The following is a 20831-nucleotide window of genomic DNA, read 5'->3' as shown; positions in this document are numbered from 1 at the left end:
AGAATTAAAGTAAAAGTTAACTAGAGATAAACGATATGGCAAACCCATTTCAAGAACAGCTTCTTAAGGCTGGTTTGGTAAGTAAACAGAAAGTGCGTGACACTAAAACGCAAAAGCGCCGCGACAGAAAAGCTAAGGTCGATGATGGCTCCGAAGCGCTTAAGCAAGAGATTGCAGCTAAGAAGCAAGCGCAGATAGACAAAGATAAGCAATTAAATGAGCAACGCTTTGCTGAGGCTGCAGAAAAAGGTCTGGTTCGTGGTTTAGTTACCGAGTTCAAGAAGCTTGCGATCTCTGCGCCGAAAGATGCAGAGATTAAGTTTAACTTCACTTTTGAAAATAAAATTTATTCGCTGTATGTGGATGAAAAAATGCAGAGTCAGCTGTTAAACGGCCACCTAGGTATTATCAGACATGAAGAGGTAAGTTACTTAGTTCCCCATAAGCTGGTAGAAAGAGTAAACTTGCTCGTCCCTGCTTGGGTTGGCTATCTTTGGTCTCAAGAAGATAGCACAGAGGTTGTTGAAGAAGACGATCCGTATGCTGATTATGTCATTCCAGACGATCTAATGTGGTAATCAATACTTCATCAGTTTCTCTGCCGCAGTGAAATAATGAATCATTAAAGCCGTAACGAACTCATCGTTACGGCTTTTTTATTGTTCGCAATTGCCAAAGCAATTAAAACTCTCGCTATTTGTTAACTCCATTTGTATTTGAATAGAAAACCTCTACTTAACGGAGTAGGTAAAAGGGACAATAGTTATATAAAGATGACGGTTTGACCGCTGTTATTTTTTATCTTCTCTCTTCTCCCTTATCTCTTGTTAAGTTAATTGTTGCCTTATGGGTTAGTTGGCGGCCTAGCTTTTAAAACTCTATCGATAAATCGTCAGTTAGGTATTTTTCATGTCAAATCTAAATTGAAGACTAATTAAAACTTTGCTGTTTTAAATTTAGTTTAGCACTTACTGAATAACAAGCTTGATAAGCGCGTTAATAATTTCAGCACTCTTATCGGTATTTAGATCCCAAGTAAATTCTTTAGACTCTATCTCATAATCAAGAGCTTATTAATTCTTGGTTATGAGGGAGGTGTGTCGGTTTTATCGACTTACCACGCCTCACACTTCACTCCAATCATTACTGTTTACATGGGTATGCAGAATTAGAGAGGAGTCTGATAAAAAAGGATCTTTTATGAGTTTAATCAATAAGACTAACGGCTACTACGGCGAAACAACTACGGTTTTGAATGAGTTTGAAATAGAAGAGATTAATAATCCGTCTTCCAAAGAACTGCATATCAATGCCGCAATTGTTACCGATATTCAGGAGCTAGTTTTACAGATCTATGCCAGAGACCAAGCGCATCGCTTAACGTTAGAGAACAGTACTTTCTCTAAATTAAATGTGCATCGCTCAGCAATTAATTCGGATCATTTATGGTTGGTTTTTAAGCAGGGAAAGTTAGTCGCTTACCTTTCGGGGAGTCATATTTATACTGATTTCGGTGAACAAGTATATGTGTTTAAAGCATGTATGGTCGCAGATGACGTTAATAATAAAGCTGAGTTATTTTCACGACTATATGCACGCCAGATTATACGAGGGGTGCTGTCTTATTGGAATAGTGCAAATAACTTGGGCAAACCCATGCCATTTATTACCAGAACACTGAACCCAAGCGTTATGCAAACTGTTTACAGTTTAGGAACTAATATGTATCCAGGCTTTGATGATCTGCCTATTAATGACCGAATTCGAGACCGTCATAGGGCGTTCGAAAAAGTCATTAACGAGTCAATTGGAGATGATGGAATATTAGTTAACTCCTTTATGAAGCACAGTGATTATCAATTAAGGCCTACGAAAGGAAAATCTCTAAGGTCAAAGATCTACTCCTTTTGTCGAGACTTAGGCGAGACGGACGGGGCCGTTCTCACTGGTGAGTTAGTGTTCGGTGATGACTTAATTCGTCATTTGAAGGATAAGAGTTCACATGATCAAATGTCTATGGGAGATCTTGGATTGGTCAATCTCCTTAGAGACTCTGGGGCTAAACAGGAACAAAGTTCATTTGAAGGTTTTGTGATGGGAGGCTATCCATCATGATTTATAATGATAATCGTACGGTTAAACAGGTACTTAATATTGAATCGTTCACGGAGCATGTATCTCAGGCTACAGCTGGGCGAGTCGTTTACTATGATGCGCTGCAGGCTAAATCGGTTTATGGGGCTAACACCATTGCCACAGACAGGGATATTACAGGCGCATTTATTGTATTACCTATTGATGGGAAGCAGAGTCAAACTGCAGAAGAGGAGAATATCAGTACTATTTTGAGGCTTGCGGGCAAGTATCAGATCACGCTTTATCCTATTAGTAGTGGTAACAACTGGGGTTACGGTTCAGCTAATCCAGTGGATGATGTTGCACCTTGTTTTATTTTGGATTTATCTAAGTTAAAGCGGATAGAGATTAATGCACAGTTGGGGATTGTGCGACTGCAGCCCGGTGTAACACAGCAAGAGCTTCGGCAAAGGTTAGATAGGGATAACTTACGGTTGATGGTGCCAGTAACAGGGGCAGGCCCTACATGCAGTTTGGTTGGTAACGCTATCGAGCGAGGCTATGGTATCACCCCGAATACTGATCATTTTGCTGCAGTAACCAGCATAACAGCTGTGTTAGCTGATGGTTCTGTCTACCGCTCTGCTGTTCACTCGTTAGATCAGACGGCAGAGAATACTGTCGACAGTTGCTATAAATGGGGGTTAGGCCCTTACCTTGATGGGCTCTTCTCTCAAAGTAATTTGGGCGTTGTAACTGATATGACCATTAGGCTTGCCCCCTTGCCCGAATGTGTCGAGTCTTTTTACCTCTTTTGCGTCGATGATAAAGCCCTCGAGTCTGTAGCTACGCTAGTAAGGAAAATCTTGAAAGATTTTCCTGGAATAGTCGGTTCGATTAACATTTTAGATTGTAGACGGATGTTATCTATGGTTGTTCAACCCTCTAAGAATAACCATATGAATGATTTAGATTATGTCGAACGGTTGCAAGCGAGTCATAAGGTTTATCAATGGACCTGTATGGGAAGCCTTTATGGAAATCATGAAGTGGTTCAGGCTGTAAAGCGACAGCTCAAAAAGCGGATAAAAGAGGTTAGCTGTGTAAATCGCTCTGTATTTATTAGCACAAATAAATTGAAGGTGGCATCTAAGGTTTTTGACCACTTACCTCAGCAACTATTTAGTGGTTTGCGAAAACAGCTTGCTGCACTGCAGAAGAGTACGTTGATCATGCGTGGGGTACCCTGTGACGTGGCCTTACCATTAGCGTACTGGCGCAATGACTTAGCGCCAACTTCCTATGAAGCGCTCAATCCTGCTCGTGATAATTGTGGTTTGCTCTGGTATGCGCCCTTAATACCTGTGTCAAACTCAAAAATAAGGGAGTTTGTAGACATGGTGAGATCTGTGTGTCCAAAATATGGGGTAGAGCCACTGATCACTATGACTGCACTGAGGCATGATTGTATCGACAGTACTATTCCTCTGCTTTTCAATAGGAGAGACGCCGAAGCGATTAAAAATGCCAAACGTTGCCTCGATGAGCTGTTCATGCAGGGCTGTAAACGTGGATTTGTTCCATACAGGCTCAATGTCGAGCAACAACTGCACTTTTTGTCGGCAGATGATCCTCATTGGACGTTAGTGAGAAAAATAAAGCAGGCTATGGACCCAAACAATATTATTGCACCTAAACGTTATAATCCATAAGGAACAAAGGTTGGGCCTTTTGGCTATGTATGCATTTAAAAGGCCCTGCTATTCAATACAAGAATGATAAGCTAGGTTTAAGGTCAATCGAATTTTCGCGTTTAAATTAGCGTACTTCATTAAAATAAGGACATTGGCGTTTGAAGAAAATTGTTATATTTGGAAACTCAGGCTCAGGTAAATCCACACTAGCTAAACAGTTATGCGAGAAATATGGGCTCGCGCATCTTGATTTAGATCTAATTGCTTGGTTACCACAAACACCGCCAGCGCGAAAACCATTACTGCAAGCGTCTGTTGATATTGAAGATTTTATCAATGAAAAAGACTCTTGGGTGATTGAAGGCTGCTATTCAGATCTGTTGCAGGTAGCGATTAGGCACGCCTGCGAAGTTGTCTTCTTGAACTTGTCAATCGAGGATTGTATTGCCAATGCTAAACAGCGTCCGTGGGAACCCCATAAGTATGAGTCTAAGGCCGCGCAAGATAACAACTTATCAATGTTGATTGACTGGATTGCACAGTATGAAACCAGGCAAGATACTTTCTCATTATTAACTCATCAATCCTTGTTTGATGAGTTTAATGGGAAGAAAACATTGCTCTGCAGCAACGAGCGCTAAATACTTGTTTACGGAAAACAGGGCTATCAGTAGAATGCGCCAACATTTTTAGCCCACCTCATTAAGCCTCAGGTTTGATGAGTTTATAGCGTGACTCTAGTCGACCATGAATCCGATTTTTATCAGTATCTCTCTGCTCGTTTGTAGCAATATCTTTATGACGTTCGCTTGGTATGCCCACTTAAAAGAGCTGAATAATAAGCCCTGGATTATTGCCGCATTAATTAGTTGGGGCATCGCACTTTTTGAATATTTACTACAAGTTCCTGCCAACAGAATCGGCTATACAGAACTCAATGTCGGTCAGTTAAAGATCCTTCAAGAAGTGATCACCTTGATGGTTTTTGTGCCATTTTCGGTGTTTTATCTTAGGGAACCGCTCAAGCTTGATTATCTCTGGGCGGGCTTGTGCTTAGTTGGCGCAGTGTATTTTGCATTCAGAAGTAAGTTTGCCTAACGGCAGACAAACTTGTAAATATGCTTTGATAAAGTGTCATGCGCATCCTGTGGATTTTTGTATCATAAAAACTTATCCCCAATTATAGCCAACGTTTTATTTTGAAGAACCAGTAGGTCGCTACAGCACTTGCAAGCATGAGTAACAAAGACCAAGGATAGCCATATCGCCAATGTATTTCAGGTATAAGATCGAAGTTCATGCCGTATGTGCTGGCGATTAATGTTGGAGGAAGAAATACAACGGCTGCTACAGAGAAGATTTTGCTTATCTTATTTTGCTGTAAACTGGTAAAGCCCATGGCTGCATCCATCAAGAAGTTCAACTTTTCAAACAGAAACTGACTATGTGGTATTAACGATTCGATATCAGACAGCATGTGACTGATCTCTTTCATCTCGGTACCGGATAACTTATTGTGATAATCACGCTGCATGTGCTTCAGTACTCGTTGAGTATCGAGTAAATTTAAGCGAGCTTTTCCGTTTGAATCTTCTTTTATCGTGATCAGTTTAAAGACCTCATCTATGCGGTCCTTATCAAATACTTCTTGGCTAACATTGTTTAAAGCACTGTAGATCTCCTCGATAAGGTCCGCTAAATGATCGACCTGCATTTTGAAAAGGTGAATAAATAACTGCTGCGGTGTGCTGTGGAGGAACTGAACTTTTTCAATATCTGTTATTAATGAGCTAATTAAGGGCTCATCATCATCTCGCATGGTGATCAATAACTGCTCTCTAAGGTTAAAATACACATTAACAGAGGCTAGTGTTGGCCCAGTTCTTTGACTAAATAGGGCATTAATATGTAGACCATCACTATTTAGGTAAAATCGTGAAGAGGCTTCGATTTCATTCCTATCATTCCTGTCAGGCACGTCCTCGGCGGAATAGCTAGCTAACCATAGCCGTTCAGCCTCTGTCGGTTGATATATGTCTAACCAAATACTTGCTACTGGTATTGGGTCATCAACCGTAATGACGGTAGGCGTGATTTGGTTATTTCTATTGCAATACGCAGTGATCATGTTGTCCCCATCGTAAAATACTAAGTGTTACTTGAAAGCGATAATTGAATATTAGTCCATGATTGCAAAGATAAAGCATCTAAATAGGTAATTGATTTTTGAATCAAAGTAAAGTGCAGTCGTAATTTGCAGATGAAATAGGCTGAGGTGACACAAATAGCGAGTAGTTAAATATGCGATCACTGTTGCGATAAAAACGGCAGTGATGATCAGAAGTAAAGTACTCAAGAGGATTCTGCAAAAGATTTCGTCGCAAAAGGGTGTCTTTTTTAGCTACATCTGATAGATTTGAAACAACTGTTTAAATCTAATGTTTAAGAGCCCTATATGAACCCTTATAACGCCCCGTTAGCTGAAATGCGCTTCTTGCTCGAAAAAGTCTTTGATGCCCCAAAAACTTGGTCTGAAATGCCTGCAATGGCAGAGTCTGTCGATATGGATACTGCAGTGGCTATTTTAGATGAAGCAGACAAGATTAGCCGCGAACTAATCCATCCTATAAATCGCAGTGGCGATGAGCAAGGTGTTCGTCATGAAGCTGATAGGGTGATCACACCCGATGGCTATAAAGCGGTATATGACCAGTATGCCGAGGGGGGCTGGGTCGGGCTATGTGGTGATCCTGAATTTGGTGGTATGGGCATGCCAAAGATGCTTGGCGTGCTTGTCGATGAGATGGCCTATAGTGCGTGTAATGCATTTACCCTTTATGGTTCATTAACCGCTGGCGCAGCACTCGCTATTCATGCCCATGGCAGCGATGAGATTAAAGAACAATATTTGCCGATGATGTACAGCGGCGAGTGGGCTGGTGCCATGGATATGACTGAGCCACAAGCAGGGTCAGATCTTCGCAACATTCGCACTAAAGCTGTGCCAAATGAAGATGGTAGTTATAAGATCACCGGTAGCAAAATATTCATCACTGGTGGCGATCATGATCTAACTGAAAACGTTATCCACCTTGTGTTGGCGAAACTACCCAATACCAGTGGCATCTCGCTGTTCTTAGTGCCGAAAATCAAAGTTAATGCAGACAATAGTCTTGGTGAAGCAAACGGCGTTACTGTGGGGTCTATCGAGCATAAGATGGGGCTGAAAGGCTCTGCAACTTGTGTGATGAACTTCGATGACGCAGAAGGCTACCTGATTGGGCGGCCTAATCGTGGACTCGTTTGTATGTTTACCATGATGAATTACGAGCGTTTAGCCATTGGTATTCAAGGCTTAGGTACTTCACAAGCGGCCTATCAAATGGCAGCTGACTATGCTAAGGAGCGAGTACAGGGCGTGGCTGCGGGTGGTTCTCCTACAGGGGCGAGTAGCGATCCTATCTTAGTTCATGGTGATGTCAGACGTATGTTACTAACCATCCGAGCTTTGACTGAAGCTGGGCGCGCATTATCGGTTTATACTGGACAGCAATTGGACTTAGCCAAGTATTCACAAGACGCAGATGTAAAATCTAAGGCTAGCCGCTACATGGGGCTGTTAACTCCGGTATCGAAAGCGTTTCTAAGCGATCGCGGCCTAGACGCAGCGATTATGGCGCAGCAGGTCTTTGGCGGTCATGGCTATATTCGAGAAACTGGCATCGAGCAATTGGTTCGCGATACCCGAATTGCACAGATCTATGAAGGCACCAACGGCATTCAGGCGATAGATTTCTTAGGCCGTAAAGTGACTGGTGATAATGTGGCCGCACTTTCTGAGTTTGTTGCTGAGCAAGTGGCTAACATCAATGGTTATAGTCATGTCAGTGACGCTGATAAAACTAAGGTGTTGGCGCTATTGGAGCAGTTACTCGAGGTGGCTAAGCAAGTTAACGAGAATAAGCTATCACAGCCAGCTCTCATTAACGCTTGCGCGGTGGATTATCTCGATGCATTCGGTTATAGCCTGTATGGCTGTTTCTGGTTAGCGATGACAGACGCTGCCCATGACCATGAAGATGACAGCTTTAAGCAGCAAAAAGCGTACCTAAGTCGCTTCTACTTCGACAAGTTAATCACCAAAGCGGATTATCATCTATCGCAGGTTAGCAAGGGTGATGCCTCAATTATGCAGATGGATGCAAGTCTGTTCTAAACGGCTCCTATCACCTAGTAGCAACAAAAACGCCACTTATTTAAGTGGCGTTTTTGTTGTGATAATAGGGGACCAACCTTAGATCTAATAAAGTGTTAGACTTTTTATTATGGTTGAACCATTGATTGTAAAAACAACACGTTAAACGGCGATAGTTCGTTCTTTTTGACTGCCGGGCTATGACCATTTTCTAAGACTACAAACGCCTTGGTTAGCTCGCCACCTTCCTTAATGAAACCTGCTAAGTTGGCAACCCCCATCATAGAGCCCGTTTTGGCAAGTACCGCGCCCTTAAGAGGCGAAGTTGTATAACCACTGCGGTACTCTAAGGTACCACTGTAGCCGGCAACAGGTAATTGTTCGATTAAGAAGTTAAGATCCTTATGCTGTTTGATAAGTAACAGTACTTGGGATAACTGCTCTGCACTTAACAAGTTGTAGCGTGATAATCCTGAACCATCTACGATATTGGCACTATCAAGCTCAACACCAAGATCCGTTAGAATCTGTTTCATTGCTGCACTGCCATTAACAAATGAGCCAGGTACACCATAAATTTGCTGCCCTAGGCGCTTTAACAGGCTATCAGCAATTAAGTTATCTGACTTTAGTAACATGGTGTCAGTAAGTTCTGAAAGTGGCTTAGATTCATGCTCAGCAAGCAGTAATGTATTTGCGGGCCTCTTACTGGTTAATAGTACCTTGCCTTTAATAGTGATCCCCAAATTAGCTAGCATATTGGTTACCGTATTTTTAGCATAAAGGGCTGGATCCGAGATGGCGATTGCAAGCTTTAACGGTTTTTGTCCGGTATGGCATCCTGATAGTAAAAACTGGTTATTAGATTGGCGTTGTAGGCTTAACTCACAAAAAGGGATATCACCAACTTTGTCGAACACGGCGGTATTGGTAATCGAGACGGGTTCAAATTGGCTTAACGAAAGTTTTGACTGATTATTGGCTAGGGTAGGTGAGAGCTTAGCTTTAACGCAGTTTTGGTTAAGGATATAGCGAGAAACTGGGGCTGCGTAACAGATCCCTAAATCATCCCAGACCCAACCTGGCGCTTGAAGGGTCTCTTGCTGATCGCCTACCAAGTAGACGTTACCATCGATATGCTTAAGACCTTGCTTATGTAACTGCTTAAACAGTTGCCTAAGATCACTCACCGTCAAAGTCGGATCACCGTCGAACCGTATAAATAGATCGCCCTCAATACGACTATTTTGAATGCCGACAAATGCATCAATTTGAGTGTTAAACCTAAAGTTTCTTCCTAGAGAGGTTGTCGCTGCTACGGCCGTCAATAGTTTCATTGTGCTGGCAGGTATGAATAACCGTTCAGCATCTTTACGATATTCGTTATCTGCGGCCGATTTTGTTCGCTCCTCACTCCCAAGGGCGCTGACAACGATGGCCGTCTGAGAAGTCTTAGGCTCGATGACTTTGACTATGTTGTCTAGGTAATCATTAGACTTAGCGGAAGCCGAAATCACCAGAAGACTAAGCGAGAGAGTGGTAATCAAGCGTTTATGCAAAAGTGTGTCCTTTATCCTTGTGATAGTCACGTCAGATTAATCTTTACCATTAGGTTCGTCTTTTTCCATCAAGCGATAAAGCCTTAATGTCACAAACAGCACCAAGCCGAAAAACAGCGGTAAAACAAGCATGCCTAACTGAGCTTTAAAGTGAAATATACTCCATGCGCCTAGGAGTACAACCAATAGCGTTAAAAGGGTCTTAATATTCATCAAATCATCCAAAACGTAAAAGTCGCGTTAATTTTACCAAAACCTAAGCTCATTTTCAGTGACACCAGCGACAAACAAAGTGGAAGGCATTAGGGGAAAGCGAGTGATTGATTATTTAGCTTTAAGTGATTAAATATTTGGCTAACCGCGCAAGAAGCCACCTAAAACTGGCTCTAGAGACCGTTATTAACAGAAAAACCTTGCTCAAACTAACTTAAATCGGTAATTTCTATGCCCTTATCTAGGAGGATCTTTATGCCACATATAAGAGTTAGCGGATTACCAGAGGCGGCGGTAGCCACACTGAGTACCTGCTTGCTAGAGGCATTAGCCGATATCTGTCAGGCAAAACCAGAGTCTTTCATTCTCGATTGGATAAATAGCAATAGCTACCGTGATGGCGAACAGATCAAAGATATTGCTCAAGTCGAGGTGTTATGGTTTCCAAAAGATCCTGAAACACACCATCGTGCACAGAAGGTTATCCGTGAAGCCTTATTAAAGGTTTATCCGGAGCTACAACATGTGATTGTCATGTTTAGAGAGCTTGAACCTAGCACTTATTACAAAGATGGTCAGCACTATTAAGGAGAGAGCCTTGCTGAGTAAGCTAGGTGGCATACCGCTACAACCAGATTCGCTTTCTTGGCTGCTAACGCCGAAAGCGTTAAAAGCTGAATTGTTATCTCGAATTGCAGGCGCAACGCATTCTATTTATATCGCAGCGCTCTATTTAGAAGATGATGAAGCAGGTAGAGAAATTCTTGCCGCATTAATAGAAGCTAAAAACCAAAACCCTCAGCTCGATGTTAAAGTCCTTGTGGATTTTCATCGTGCCCGTCGTGGTCTTATCGGCCATAAAGGCGACAGTGGCAATTACTTTATGTATCGCAAGGTTATCGAGGCTGCAGAGCATCCAATCGATATCTTAGGTGTGCCAGTTAAGTCCCGTGAATTTATGGGCGTGTTACACCTTAAGGGCTTTGTTATTGATGATAGCGTGATCTTTAGTGGTGCGAGCTTAAACAATATCTATTTGCACCAAGATGATAAGTATCGTTTCGACCGCTACCACGTAATAGAGTCAGCCGAGCTTGCCCGAAGCATGCGCGAGATGATCCAGCATTATCTCGTGAATGACGTTGCCGTAACTTCATTGACCCAACCTAAAGAAACTGAACGTCTACCGGCTAAAACAGAGATAACGAGTCTTAAACACCGTTTAGCTAAGGCTGAGTATAAGTTCCAAGAGACTAGGATTGGTAACCGTGTTACGCCTTTAATGGGGCTTGGGCGTAAGAAGAACAAGTTAAACAAGGTGATCGTTGCTATGGTAGAGGAGTCAAAAGACTCACTCTTTATCTGCACTCCTTATTTTAATCCGCCCTACATTTTAGTTCGTGCGTTAACCAAGCACCTTCGTAAGGGCAAGAAGATAGATATCGTTGTTGGCGATAAAACCTCAAATGATTTCTATATTCCACCAGAGGAAGAATTTTCAACCATTGGTGCGTTGCCCTATATGTATGAGCAGTCACTGCGAAAATTTGCCAAGCGCCAGCAATGGGCGATTGAAAATGGCCAGTTAAATATTCATCTTTGGAAAGATGGTCGCAATAGCTTCCATTTGAAAGGGATCAGCGCCGACAGTCATCGTCATTTGATCACCGGCAGTAACTTGAATCCACGAGCTTGGGCACTTGATCTAGAAAATGGGCTATTGCTTCAAGATGAAAGCGAATGCTGGAAAGAGCAGTTTGAGCAAGAGCAGCAGCATATTCTCGAACACACTGAGCGTTTGTACCACTATAGCCAGATTGAAACGTTACAAAGCTATCCAGCGCCAGTGCGTAAGCTTATGAAGCGAATTAAACGTTTGAAAGCAGACTTTCTGTTAAGACGTATACTTTAAGTCTGTCGATTGACTAACGATTAAAAGCCTACTTATGAGTAGGCTTTTTCTTTAACTGGCGCTGCCAGCGTTGATATTATTAGGTTTTAGCTAAATGACTTTGCCAAAGCATGCGGTTCACCGTTTGTATGAATATAGAAAAGCGATCTCTTCACGGCCTTTCACTGCAAGAGGTAAGAATGTTATTCGCTGCCAGTCCTGCTTGCTGGCAGAGAAACTCTGTACTTGCAGCTATCGTATGCATAACAAGAGTCACTTGGCCTTTATGCTGATCATGTATGACGATGAGGTACTAAAGCCGAGCAATAGTGGTCGTCTAATCGCAGATATTGTGCCTGACACCCATGCCTTTATCTGGTCTCGCAATGAGCCTAACCGCAAAATGTTGGAGATTATTAACGATCCTCGTTATCAAGCCTATGTCATTTTTCCGTCAGAATACGCGGTAGAAGGTCAAGCTGTAGTTGAGCGTATAGAGCCAACGATGATAGCGCCAGGCAAGACGCCTCTGCTTATTCTGCTTGATGGGAGCTGGCGTGAAGCGATAAAGATGTTTAGGAAAAGTGAATACCTGCATGGACTGCCACTGTTTTCATTTTCACCAGAGACGACTGCATCCTACGCTTTAAGAAAAGGCGCGCGAGATTTTCAGCTTGGCACGGCTGAGGTGGCAGCATTAGCCTTGGCAGCAGCTGGGGAGCCTAAAAGCGCTGAGGTGTTACAGGCTTGGTTTGCACTTTTTGTCGAGTCATCCTTACATGGCCGTAGCCGCAATAATCGTGAACAGTCAGCTTTACAGCAGCGAAGGCAAGATTATATGGAGGCTTGTCAAAGGGCCTCCGATAATGGGGGTTAAGCTCAATTTTGTTGAATGTGAGTATAAGTTAGTCTAGAGAGCAGAGCGTTGAATCTGCAGCTATTTGCGTTATGCTTAATATTCGTAATCATATGAATAGGGGCGTTGGATGCGATTCGACAAGGTTATACGCTATTTAGGCTTTAGGCCTAGTCATCGTTTTGTCTTTGCCTCTTCACTGGCGTTATTTTGCTTGTCTAACCTGATGTGCGATAACCCAAGCGTGAGTCCGGATGAGAAACGTTTTGACGTTAGTGTAGCTAATCTATCGAGTGACAGGCTAGCCTTCGATATTTATGTTTGGCGAGTCTCAAGGTCGATGCCAACTCGACTGGCAAAAGGCCGTTATAATGCCGGTCTAGTCTGTCAAGATAAGGGCTGGGAGTTTTGTGCCCGTTGGGCTCACTCTAGACGCAGCCCAAGAAGTCGACTCGCCTAGCTAGTTATTGAATACTCATATTTTCGACGCTAGTCACTATTACTTGTATTCGTTCGGGTCTTCATATGACTTGCCTCTTTACAGAATAGAACAGAAATCAGGTACTTTTGCCCATTAAAAATGCCAGTTCGGCGACGTTACTCACCTGCATCTTTTGCATCACTTTTTGACGGTGTAACTCTAATGTTCGCTGGGCAATGTTAAGTTCCGCGGCAATCACTTTATTTAGTTTGCCTTCTAACACCTTTTCCATTACCTCATGCTCTCTAGGGGTCAGTGCTTTGAGCTTATCGGCTAACGCATCTCGTTCCACTTTTTGCTGCATATTGAGCTTAGTTTGTAATTTAGCTTGTTCAAGCAGGACTGCGAGTTTGTCGCCGTCCACAGGTTTCTCCAGAAAGTCTAGTGCGCCTTTTTGAATCGCCTGTACCGCCATGGCAATATTTCCATGACCGCTTAACATGATCACGGCAATCGGGCTTTGAGACTTAGTCAGGTGGCTGAGTAACGCGCTGCCATCCATCCCAGGCATCTGTACGTCTAAAATGGCAATTCCTTCGTTTTGCAGTTCAGCTTGCTTCAAAAAACTATCGGCAGACAAATGGCCCTGAGGTTCGTAGCCAAGGCCATTTAGCATCCAAGTTAACGAGTCTAAAACTGCTTGGTCATCGTCGACTAGATATAGATTACTCAATTTATGACTCCTTAATCGGGAGGGTTATCGTTATGGTCAAGCCGGGAACGCGTGAACCATCAACATGATTGTTGGCTGCGACGATCTCACCGCTATGCTCTTCGATGATCCTCTTACAGATGATCATTCCAAGACCTAAGCCGTTCTCTTTAGATGTCTCAAACGGGAAGAATAGCCGCTCCAACGCCGTTTCACTTAGACCTGTTCCATTATCTTTAAATACAATAACGGCGTGTTGTGCTTGCTTTGAGAGCGATATTGATAGGTTAGGAGCAGGGCACTGGCTCATTGCATCGAGTGCATTGCGTATGATATTGACAAATACCTGCTGTAGAAGGCTAGGATCTGCCGTTAACTCTACCGTTTCACATTTAAACTCTGGAGTCAGCTGCATACGCATGAACTCTGCAGCCATGAGACTTAATGTATCTTCTAAAACTTGATTTAGGTAGCATTCGCTCATGACACTGGGCTGTTGGCAGAAGTGCCTAAAACGCTTAATCGTCGATTGGGCTCGATCGACCTGTTGAATCGCTTTATTCATCGCTTCTTTTAGTTCGGTTTGCTCATCAGATAGACGATAAATACAGCCTTGTGTTAGATAACGGATCCCAGCTAATGGCTGATTCAATTCGTGTGCTATGCCAGAGGCCATCTCTCCTGTTAACAGTACTCGCTGGGCTTTATAGAATTGTTTTGTCTGTTCTAGTAATGCTCTTTGTGTTTGAGTGTGCTGCTGTATTTCCGATTGTAGATCGCGCGTGCGTAGTACAACTAAGCGCTTGACTCTTAAGTGGTGGATATATCCCAGTAACAAGAATATGGCAATGACGACGGCCCAAGGCAGCGCACTTCTAAAAATTGTGGTCCAGTTGGTAACAAATGGCCATTGTTGTAGCTGTTTTAGTAACTTAAATACATGGCTGTCGTTAACGGTTGCTGACCATGAGTCGTAGCGGCCTATAACCGCTGCGGGTTCTGTAGGCTCGATGGTCAACAGTGAGCGGATAACATCGGTGGCAAGACGGTGGTCGGTTTTTCCCAGCTTCGAGAAAGAGTAATAGGGGTATAACTCACTGGAGGTTTTACAGTGAAATGTTGGAGCAGCTTTGGTTAACACGACCTTTAAGCTATTTGCAGCGATATCACCTTTTTTAACTGCGTTCTCAAGCACACAAGTGGGCAGAATCGCGATATCTGCTTTACCGTTAGCAACCAGTGACAACAACTTCTGTTGAGGAAAGCCGACAAATGAGAGCGCTTTAAAGTCATTGAAAGGGTTTAAATCATTATGTGCCATCTCCCCAGCGAAGATCTGAAACCCACCGAATGCTTGCTTATCGGTTGAAACGGCTCTGAGCGATTTTAAATCACTGAAACTATTTACTTGTTGCTCTGAGCGCGTGACCAATGCAGAACCAACGGCTTGAGTGGGTTGGTTATTTCCCTGTGGTACTAGGGTGAGTAAGCTGGTAGTACCGTAGTCTTTCTTATAACTCACACCTGTCAGCGCATTGGTAATTAGAAAGTCTAACTTGCCCTGGGCGACCTTAGAGTCGAGTTCACTTGGTGTTAAGGCGATTAGCTCGAAAGGCTTATTGAGATCGACGGCAATTCTATCGATTGTTGGTTGCCAACGTTTAGCGACGTTGTCTGGGTGGGTAAACGCAAGCACGCCAACTCGAATAGGCTCAACCTGTTGAGCATAGCTATAACAAGCATGAAAACTCGAGAGTATAAGGCAACCTATGGTGGCTAAAGGACGAAGTTTGGCTATCATGATGGAGTACAAGAAAGAAACACCTTGGTATTATGACTCTATTTTAGATAAAAGTAGTGGCAAACACAGGCACTCAGTGAACCGAGTCACATAAATTTCAACCATGCGGAAAACCACTACATCATAATTCATTAAAGCTCATTTATAATAAATAAGCACTAAGCTTGGTGTGGAATATATTATCTCTATAAGTTGGTTTAATTTTTTTGATCTCTAAACTTATTTTACAGTTGTTTTCTATATATATTGAATTCGTCACTTTCGATCTTCTCTCCTTGCTCATTTAAAAACCATACTGCTTCTACATTATTATTGTTATTTGCATATGCAAGTGCCTTATCTAATGGCATAAGAAACAAGGCAGTTGAGATAATGTCAGCATAGATTTGATTGTTATTCATCACTATCGTTGTAGATATGCCACTACGCTTTGGGTACAAAGTTTTTGGGTTAATAATATGGTGAAACTCTTCACCTTTGACGCGATAATATTTTAGGTAGTTACCACTCGATACCACTGTAATATCTCTCCCCGTCATCACTTCATGGTATTGGCCTTCAAAGCTCTGGCAGCGGCTAAGTGAATTTTGATATTTCTTACAGATGGGATCTTCAACAGCAGTGACAAAAGTACGACCTTGTGGATGAACGCCATAATGACGGATATTTCCACCAGCATTGATCATAAAGTTTTGCACACCATCTTCTTTCAACTTAAAGTAAACCTTCTCGGCCATCCAACCTTTGGCTATCCCACCAAGATCTATGCTCATGCCTGCCAGCATCTGTATGGTATTTTGTTCTGAATTTAGCTTGATATTTTCTATGTTAATCAGAGGCCTGGCGGCTTCTAATTCTGCTTGAGTCGGGATTTCGCATCGGTCTTGGTTTTTACGTTCACCGATACATTGTGCTCTATAATCACGCCAAATTTGGATTACAGGTGATAGGGCGATGTTAAAATAGCCATCGCTTTTATCATGCCAATCTATGCTTTGTTTGATTAACTCAGTCAGTTTTGGATCGATTTTGTGTTGCTTCTCAGGCGCATTATTAATGCTTTTGATATTTGTGACATGGGGATAGGTACTGTAGTTTGATGCAAGGTAATGATACTCCTGTATTACATTTAGTGCATTACAAAGTGCTTGTTTTGAATTGTTGCTACCAGCGTCATAAATATCAATACTAATTGATGTGCCAAAGTATTTAAGAGTCGTTAAATTTGTGACTCCCTCTCTTGTTGTAATAATAGCGTTACCCTCACAGAGGTAGGGTTTCCCTTTGGTATCGACATTAACAATCTTAAAGTCAGGTGCTGGTGGCAGATTAAATATAAGTTCTGACTCTGTTTGAGTCCTACTGTTATTTGCTGAATTTAATGTTGCTGCGCTAATGTGATTAGTGACAGTTAGTAAAAATAATAGTGGGTAAATGCTTTTCATAATAAGGTCTGTTTGTCGCGATATATTTAAATAAATATCACAACTAACTTAGATGAAGATAATTAACTGTAGTTTGTGTTAACTGCGTCAAATAAATATAACTCAAACTAAGACATTGCGGTTTTCCGCAATTGTTAAGAATCTAAAACCTTTTATTCTGGCTTCAATGAAAAAACACTTGAAGGCAGAGACAATGAAACGCATAAAAAACTTCAATAAAACGCTGGTAAGTAGCGCAGTATTATTCGCCACAATGACTTTAGTAGGTTGTTCTGCAACGAGTTCTACCGCTATGGATCAAGGTAAGTACGCAGACGGCATACATGACGTTTCTGCTAAAGGTAAGAAAGGACTCATTACCTTAACAGTAGAGGTTAAAAACGGTCATATTGTTGATATTAAGACCAAATCTCATAACGAGACCGAATCTCTGTATCTAAACGCCGAGCGGTTACTCTCGAAAATTGTCGCAAAAAACAGCCACGAAGGCATTGATGCTGTGTCGGGGGCAACTTTTTCCTCTAACGGTATTTTAGAAGCGGTAAACAGTATCCCACGTCGAGACGGCAGTCAGCCAGCCTATGTGGCTGTTGGTTCAAAGGAGCAATCTGGCGATGAAGATTTCAAGCTTAAGTGGTCAATTCAACCTCAGTTAGGTTTGCTTAAGGGAGATTACTACTATCAGGAGGCGCGATTCCGCCAAGGCCATATGGGGAGTGTTGCGATTGTAACCGATAGCAATAACGCCGAAGACGTTATTTTTGCAGAGTTTAACGAAAGCGGTCGACCGAATTACTATACCCGTCTATATCAAGACGTTCCTAAGCGTATGTCTGAATACAACTTCTCAATGGGTAAGAAGAAAGGCACAGCCTGGGTGCAATCATCTTTGACCATGGAAAAGCTTATGGTTGAGCAGGATAAGTTGACGTTTAACTTAAACCCAGATTACGACCCAACACTGCGCAATAAACTAAAAGAACCTAATCGTTTGAAGTATGCCGGTATCGATGTGGTTGCAGGTGCATCTAACAGTATTCAGCAATCTATGGTTCCGCTAACGGCCAAAATACATGCCCAGATCAATGGTGACGGAACCAAGCAAAGATTCTATCAACATGCTGAAAAGCTAATTGATGCTAAAGGTAACTGGACTGGCATCACTGCCATGCTACGAATCGTTGTGGATAGTGATACCAAGCAAATTGTCAAAGCTCATTATGATGAGATTTTTGCAGACGAAAAGGCCCAAATAAAAGACGCATCTTTGAAAAAATTCTATCGCCAGTCTAAGTATGAATCTATCAACTATGTCGAGCCAGCACGAATTGGTTTCAATGTGATGATCGATGGCTTGAATGCTCACCTACAACAGGGCGGCTCACTATTTATCATCGATGATCTTCCTGCCACCGGCGATACCGGAAGTTATGCTGCCACTGGTTTCACTAAGCGTTCAAGCTCTTGGGATAACTACTTGAAGCAAGCTGAGATCTTGTATCAAGAGATGCGTCAAGACGGAATGATCAACGAACACAAGAAAAAGTAATCCTGCTCTAGCGGCCGACTCCCTATCGCCATAGAGTGCCGGAGTCGTCTGCCTTTCAAATTGATAAAAGAACTAAGAGAGAAGATGATGAAAACTGTTAAATTAACTTTGCTTGCCGCCGCAGTATTAGCTTCACCAAGTGTGATGGCCGATGCCTACAAATTTTATGGTCGTATCGACTACTCAGTGACTCACTCTGATAGTGGTAGTGCTACTCATAGCGGAAAGAGTGGCACTATTTTAGAAAACAACTGGAGTCGATTAGGCGTTAAAGGTAATACTGCACTCAATGACGATTTCACCGTATTTTATCAAATAGAAGTCGGCGTAAATGGTGCGACAGAAGGTAAACAAAATAACCCGTTTTCAGCACGTCCTACCTTCCTTGGTATTAAACACTCAACTGCTGGTCAACTTGCCGCAGGCCGTATAGACCCCGTTTTTAAGATGGCGAAAGGCACTGCCGATGCAATGGACATGTACTCATTAAAACATGACCGTTTATTTGCAGGTGATAAGCGTTGGGGTGACTCTTTAGAATATAAAACTGTTAAATGGAACAAGTTACAATTTGGCGCCAGTTATATTCTAGAAGATAACTATTACGGTGAAGATGATGTACGTCGTGACAACGGTAATTACCAGGTTGCGTTAACCTACGGTGATAAATTATTCAAAACCGGTGATCTGTATCTTGCGGCTGCTTACACAGATGGTGTTGAAGACATCAAAGGTTTCCGCGCGGTGGCTCAGTATAAGATTGATAAGTTAATGTTAGGAACAATTTATCAAAGCTCTGAAATCGTTAATCCAAATTTAGATAACTGGCAGCAACGTGATGGTGACGGCTTTATCGTCAGTGCTAAATATCAGATCGATAAGCTAACACTAAAAGCTCAATATGGTCAGGACGATTCTGGTACGGGTAAAATTGCTGGACGTGTTTATGACAAATTAGGCGCTGCGGCTACAGAGGTTCCAGAGGTTTCACAGTGGGCAATTGGCGCAGAATATCGTCTTTCAAAATCAACTCGAGTACACACAGAGCTGGGTCAGTTTGCCGTAAAACAGTACTCAGATTTTGATGATACGATTGCGAGTGTTGGCTTCAGAATTGACTTCTAATCTAGGTTTCCACCTCTAAATTCCCCCCTAGTTTTTATGTAAAGCTGTACTATTTGCCCCCCATGGAGCGTATATGGACATACGCTCTACACCGCTCAAGTTTATTTGCTTATCACACTTCTAGTGACTGGTTGCTATTCATTATTCTGACTATAAAATCAATCTAGTTAAAAATATCTCGGGATTATATTTTAATTTGTGCATTACTATGCTGATTTTTGCATAAGGTTGCAACCCTAGAAACCGTGCGTCAATGGACTTAAATGAGGCAATATAATAGCCAGAACAAGGTGCTAAGTATGACTTTTATATATGCGATTACATCAGAATAATGTATAGATAAATAGGGGGAAGGCTGTGGTAATGACTAAGAATAGCCAGCTCAATTAGACTCATTTTAGCAAGTTATAACACCATCGGTTCAGAGATTATCAGTTCGTTGTTTAACGCAAATTCCTGTATCATAGGCGGCAATTTAAACGCCTTAGAGTTAACTGCATTGCAAGTTTCACCACCATTAACAGACGATTTTATTGCACCTCCTTGCTTAGATGAGATCACGATACTGTTTCAAGATGAGTATCTTTTGCTGATCAATAAGCCTTCAGGTTTGCTATCTCTATCGGGGAAAAATCCTGCCAATCTTGACTCAGTACATTATCGTCTCGTTAAGGATTTCCCAGGTTGTACCTTAGTTCACAGGTTGGATTTAGGCACCTCGGGTATTATGGTGATAGCACGAAATAAACAAATTAATGCGTTATTGTGTAAGCAATTTAGTGAACGTACAGTGCTAAAAACCTATACAGCATTGCTATTTGATAAGCTCAAAAATGATCAGGGATTTATCGATGCACCAATTGCGAAAGATAAACCTAACTTTCCGTTAATGAAGATCTGCGACAAAGAGGGTAAAACTGCACGGTCTTTATATCGAGTTTTAGCCTTAGAATCTTATTCCAGCCATAATGATAACGCAGCTGTCTCCAGCATGAATGAACAAGCAACCGACAGTTCGATTACTGTGACGAGAGTTGAGTTTATTCCGAAAACAGGCCGAACACATCAATTACGGATCCATAGTCAGTACTTTGGCCATCCAATTATCGGTTGTGATCTTTATGGCTCCGAGACCTCTTACCGACTCGCACCAAGATTGATGCTACATGCAACTCAGCTTGAATTTGATCATCCTATCTCTGGTGAGAGGATCTTTGCAAACAGTCCCTGTCCATTTTAATGATGGTTAGCCAAGAAACTATCATCTTAAAACCCAGTATCATTTTAACTACGC

The 20831-nt window shown here is 42.2% G+C and carries 19 protein-coding genes; 13 read left to right on the top strand and 6 right to left on the bottom strand.

What is annotated here, in order from left to right; genetic code table 11:
- Positions 1 to 35 precede the first annotated feature (35 nt).
- The 5 genes from JMA39_RS12710 (at position 36) to JMA39_RS12690 (ending at position 4868) form a co-directional block, all read left to right on the top strand.
- Positions 36 to 578, top strand: coding sequence for a DUF2058 domain-containing protein (locus tag JMA39_RS12710; protein WP_202722225.1), 543 nt, complete (start codon positions 36 to 38; stop codon positions 576 to 578).
- A gap of 622 nt (positions 579 to 1200) precedes the next feature.
- Entirely contained in the window at positions 1201 to 2115 is a 915-nt protein-coding gene (locus tag JMA39_RS12705; protein ID WP_202722224.1) for a hypothetical protein, read from the top strand.
- Positions 2112 to 3788 carry an FAD-binding oxidoreductase gene (locus JMA39_RS12700; RefSeq protein WP_202722223.1) on the top strand — a complete coding sequence of 559 codons (1677 nt, stop codon included), beginning with the start codon at positions 2112 to 2114 and terminating at the stop codon, positions 3786 to 3788. The genes JMA39_RS12705 and JMA39_RS12700 overlap by 4 nt, the downstream gene beginning before the upstream one ends.
- Positions 3789 to 3928: 140 nt before the next feature.
- Positions 3929 to 4411, top strand: a complete 483-nt coding sequence (locus tag JMA39_RS12695; RefSeq protein ID WP_202722222.1) for a P-loop NTPase family protein — start codon at positions 3929 to 3931, stop codon at positions 4409 to 4411.
- 106 nt (positions 4412 to 4517) lie between these two features.
- Positions 4518 to 4868, top strand: coding sequence for a DMT family protein (locus tag JMA39_RS12690; protein WP_202722221.1), 351 nt, complete (start codon positions 4518 to 4520; stop codon positions 4866 to 4868).
- Between the two features lie 82 nt (positions 4869 to 4950).
- Here JMA39_RS12690 and corA read toward each other — a convergent pair whose 3' ends face one another.
- Entirely contained in the window at positions 4951 to 5898 is a 948-nt protein-coding gene (gene corA / locus JMA39_RS12685; protein ID WP_202722220.1) for a magnesium/cobalt transporter CorA, read from the bottom strand.
- 327 nt (positions 5899 to 6225) lie between these two features.
- Here corA and JMA39_RS12680 point away from each other — a divergent pair, with 327 nt between their 5' ends.
- Positions 6226 to 7986, top strand: coding sequence for an acyl-CoA dehydrogenase C-terminal domain-containing protein (locus JMA39_RS12680; protein WP_202722219.1), 1761 nt, complete (start codon positions 6226 to 6228; stop codon positions 7984 to 7986).
- Positions 7987 to 8093: 107 nt separating this feature from the next.
- Here JMA39_RS12680 and dacB read toward each other — a convergent pair whose 3' ends face one another.
- Together dacB and JMA39_RS12670 are read right to left on the bottom strand one after the other, a co-directional pair.
- Positions 8094 to 9524, bottom strand: a complete 1431-nt coding sequence (dacB, locus tag JMA39_RS12675) for a D-alanyl-D-alanine carboxypeptidase/D-alanyl-D-alanine endopeptidase (RefSeq protein WP_237732807.1) — start codon at positions 9522 to 9524, stop codon at positions 8094 to 8096.
- A gap of 36 nt (positions 9525 to 9560) precedes the next feature.
- Positions 9561 to 9737, bottom strand: coding sequence for a hypothetical protein (locus JMA39_RS12670; protein WP_202722218.1), 177 nt, complete (start codon positions 9735 to 9737; stop codon positions 9561 to 9563).
- A gap of 255 nt (positions 9738 to 9992) precedes the next feature.
- Here JMA39_RS12670 and JMA39_RS12665 point away from each other — a divergent pair, with 255 nt between their 5' ends.
- The 4 genes from JMA39_RS12665 (at position 9993) to JMA39_RS12650 (ending at position 12944) form a co-directional block, all read left to right on the top strand.
- Positions 9993 to 10325 carry a DUF1904 family protein gene (locus JMA39_RS12665; protein WP_202722217.1) on the top strand — a complete coding sequence of 111 codons (333 nt, stop codon included), beginning with the start codon at positions 9993 to 9995 and terminating at the stop codon, positions 10323 to 10325.
- 10 nt (positions 10326 to 10335) lie between these two features.
- The gene (gene pssA / locus JMA39_RS12660; protein ID WP_237732806.1) at positions 10336 to 11649 is read left to right on the top strand and encodes a CDP-diacylglycerol--serine O-phosphatidyltransferase; all 1314 of its coding nucleotides are present in this window, start codon (positions 10336 to 10338) and stop codon (positions 11647 to 11649) included.
- A gap of 94 nt (positions 11650 to 11743) precedes the next feature.
- Complete coding sequence (locus JMA39_RS12655; RefSeq protein ID WP_202722215.1) at positions 11744 to 12505, top strand: tRNA-uridine aminocarboxypropyltransferase; 762 nt, start codon at positions 11744 to 11746, stop codon at positions 12503 to 12505.
- A 109-nt stretch (positions 12506 to 12614) separates the two neighbouring features.
- Positions 12615 to 12944 (top strand): hypothetical protein, encoded by a 330-nt coding sequence (locus JMA39_RS12650; protein ID WP_202722214.1) that lies wholly within the window; start codon positions 12615 to 12617, stop codon positions 12942 to 12944.
- A 97-nt stretch (positions 12945 to 13041) separates the two neighbouring features.
- Here the strand turns inward: JMA39_RS12650 and JMA39_RS12645 are convergent, their stop codons facing one another.
- The 3 genes from JMA39_RS12645 to JMA39_RS12635 all read right to left on the bottom strand — a co-directional run bounded on the left by JMA39_RS12645 (position 13042) and on the right by JMA39_RS12635 (position 16863).
- Positions 13042 to 13638, bottom strand: a complete 597-nt coding sequence (locus JMA39_RS12645; protein WP_202722213.1) for a response regulator transcription factor — start codon at positions 13636 to 13638, stop codon at positions 13042 to 13044.
- Between the two features lies 1 nt (position 13639).
- On the bottom strand, positions 13640 to 15418 hold the full coding sequence (locus JMA39_RS12640; RefSeq protein ID WP_237732805.1) for a sensor histidine kinase: 1779 nt from the start codon (positions 15416 to 15418) through the stop codon (positions 13640 to 13642).
- A 224-nt stretch (positions 15419 to 15642) separates the two neighbouring features.
- Complete coding sequence (locus JMA39_RS12635; protein WP_202722212.1) at positions 15643 to 16863, bottom strand: FAD:protein FMN transferase; 1221 nt, start codon at positions 16861 to 16863, stop codon at positions 15643 to 15645.
- A 193-nt stretch (positions 16864 to 17056) separates the two neighbouring features.
- Here JMA39_RS12635 and JMA39_RS12630 point away from each other — a divergent pair, with 193 nt between their 5' ends.
- The 3 genes from JMA39_RS12630 to JMA39_RS12620 all read left to right on the top strand — a co-directional run bounded on the left by JMA39_RS12630 (position 17057) and on the right by JMA39_RS12620 (position 20777).
- On the top strand, positions 17057 to 18412 hold the full coding sequence (locus JMA39_RS12630; RefSeq protein ID WP_237732804.1) for an FMN-binding protein: 1356 nt from the start codon (positions 17057 to 17059) through the stop codon (positions 18410 to 18412).
- An 84-nt stretch (positions 18413 to 18496) separates the two neighbouring features.
- The gene (locus tag JMA39_RS12625; RefSeq protein ID WP_202722210.1) at positions 18497 to 19537 is read left to right on the top strand and encodes a porin; all 1041 of its coding nucleotides are present in this window, start codon (positions 18497 to 18499) and stop codon (positions 19535 to 19537) included.
- Positions 19538 to 20036: 499 nt separating this feature from the next.
- On the top strand, positions 20037 to 20777 hold the full coding sequence (locus JMA39_RS12620; protein ID WP_202722291.1) for an RluA family pseudouridine synthase: 741 nt from the start codon (positions 20037 to 20039) through the stop codon (positions 20775 to 20777).
- Positions 20778 to 20831 lie beyond the last annotated feature (54 nt).

Source organism: Shewanella schlegeliana, assembly GCF_016765635.1.
GTDB lineage: Bacteria > Pseudomonadota > Gammaproteobacteria > Enterobacterales > Shewanellaceae > Shewanella > Shewanella schlegeliana.
Note: the sequence above shows the minus strand (reverse complement) of the source record. Positions and strands in the feature narration are given on the sequence as shown.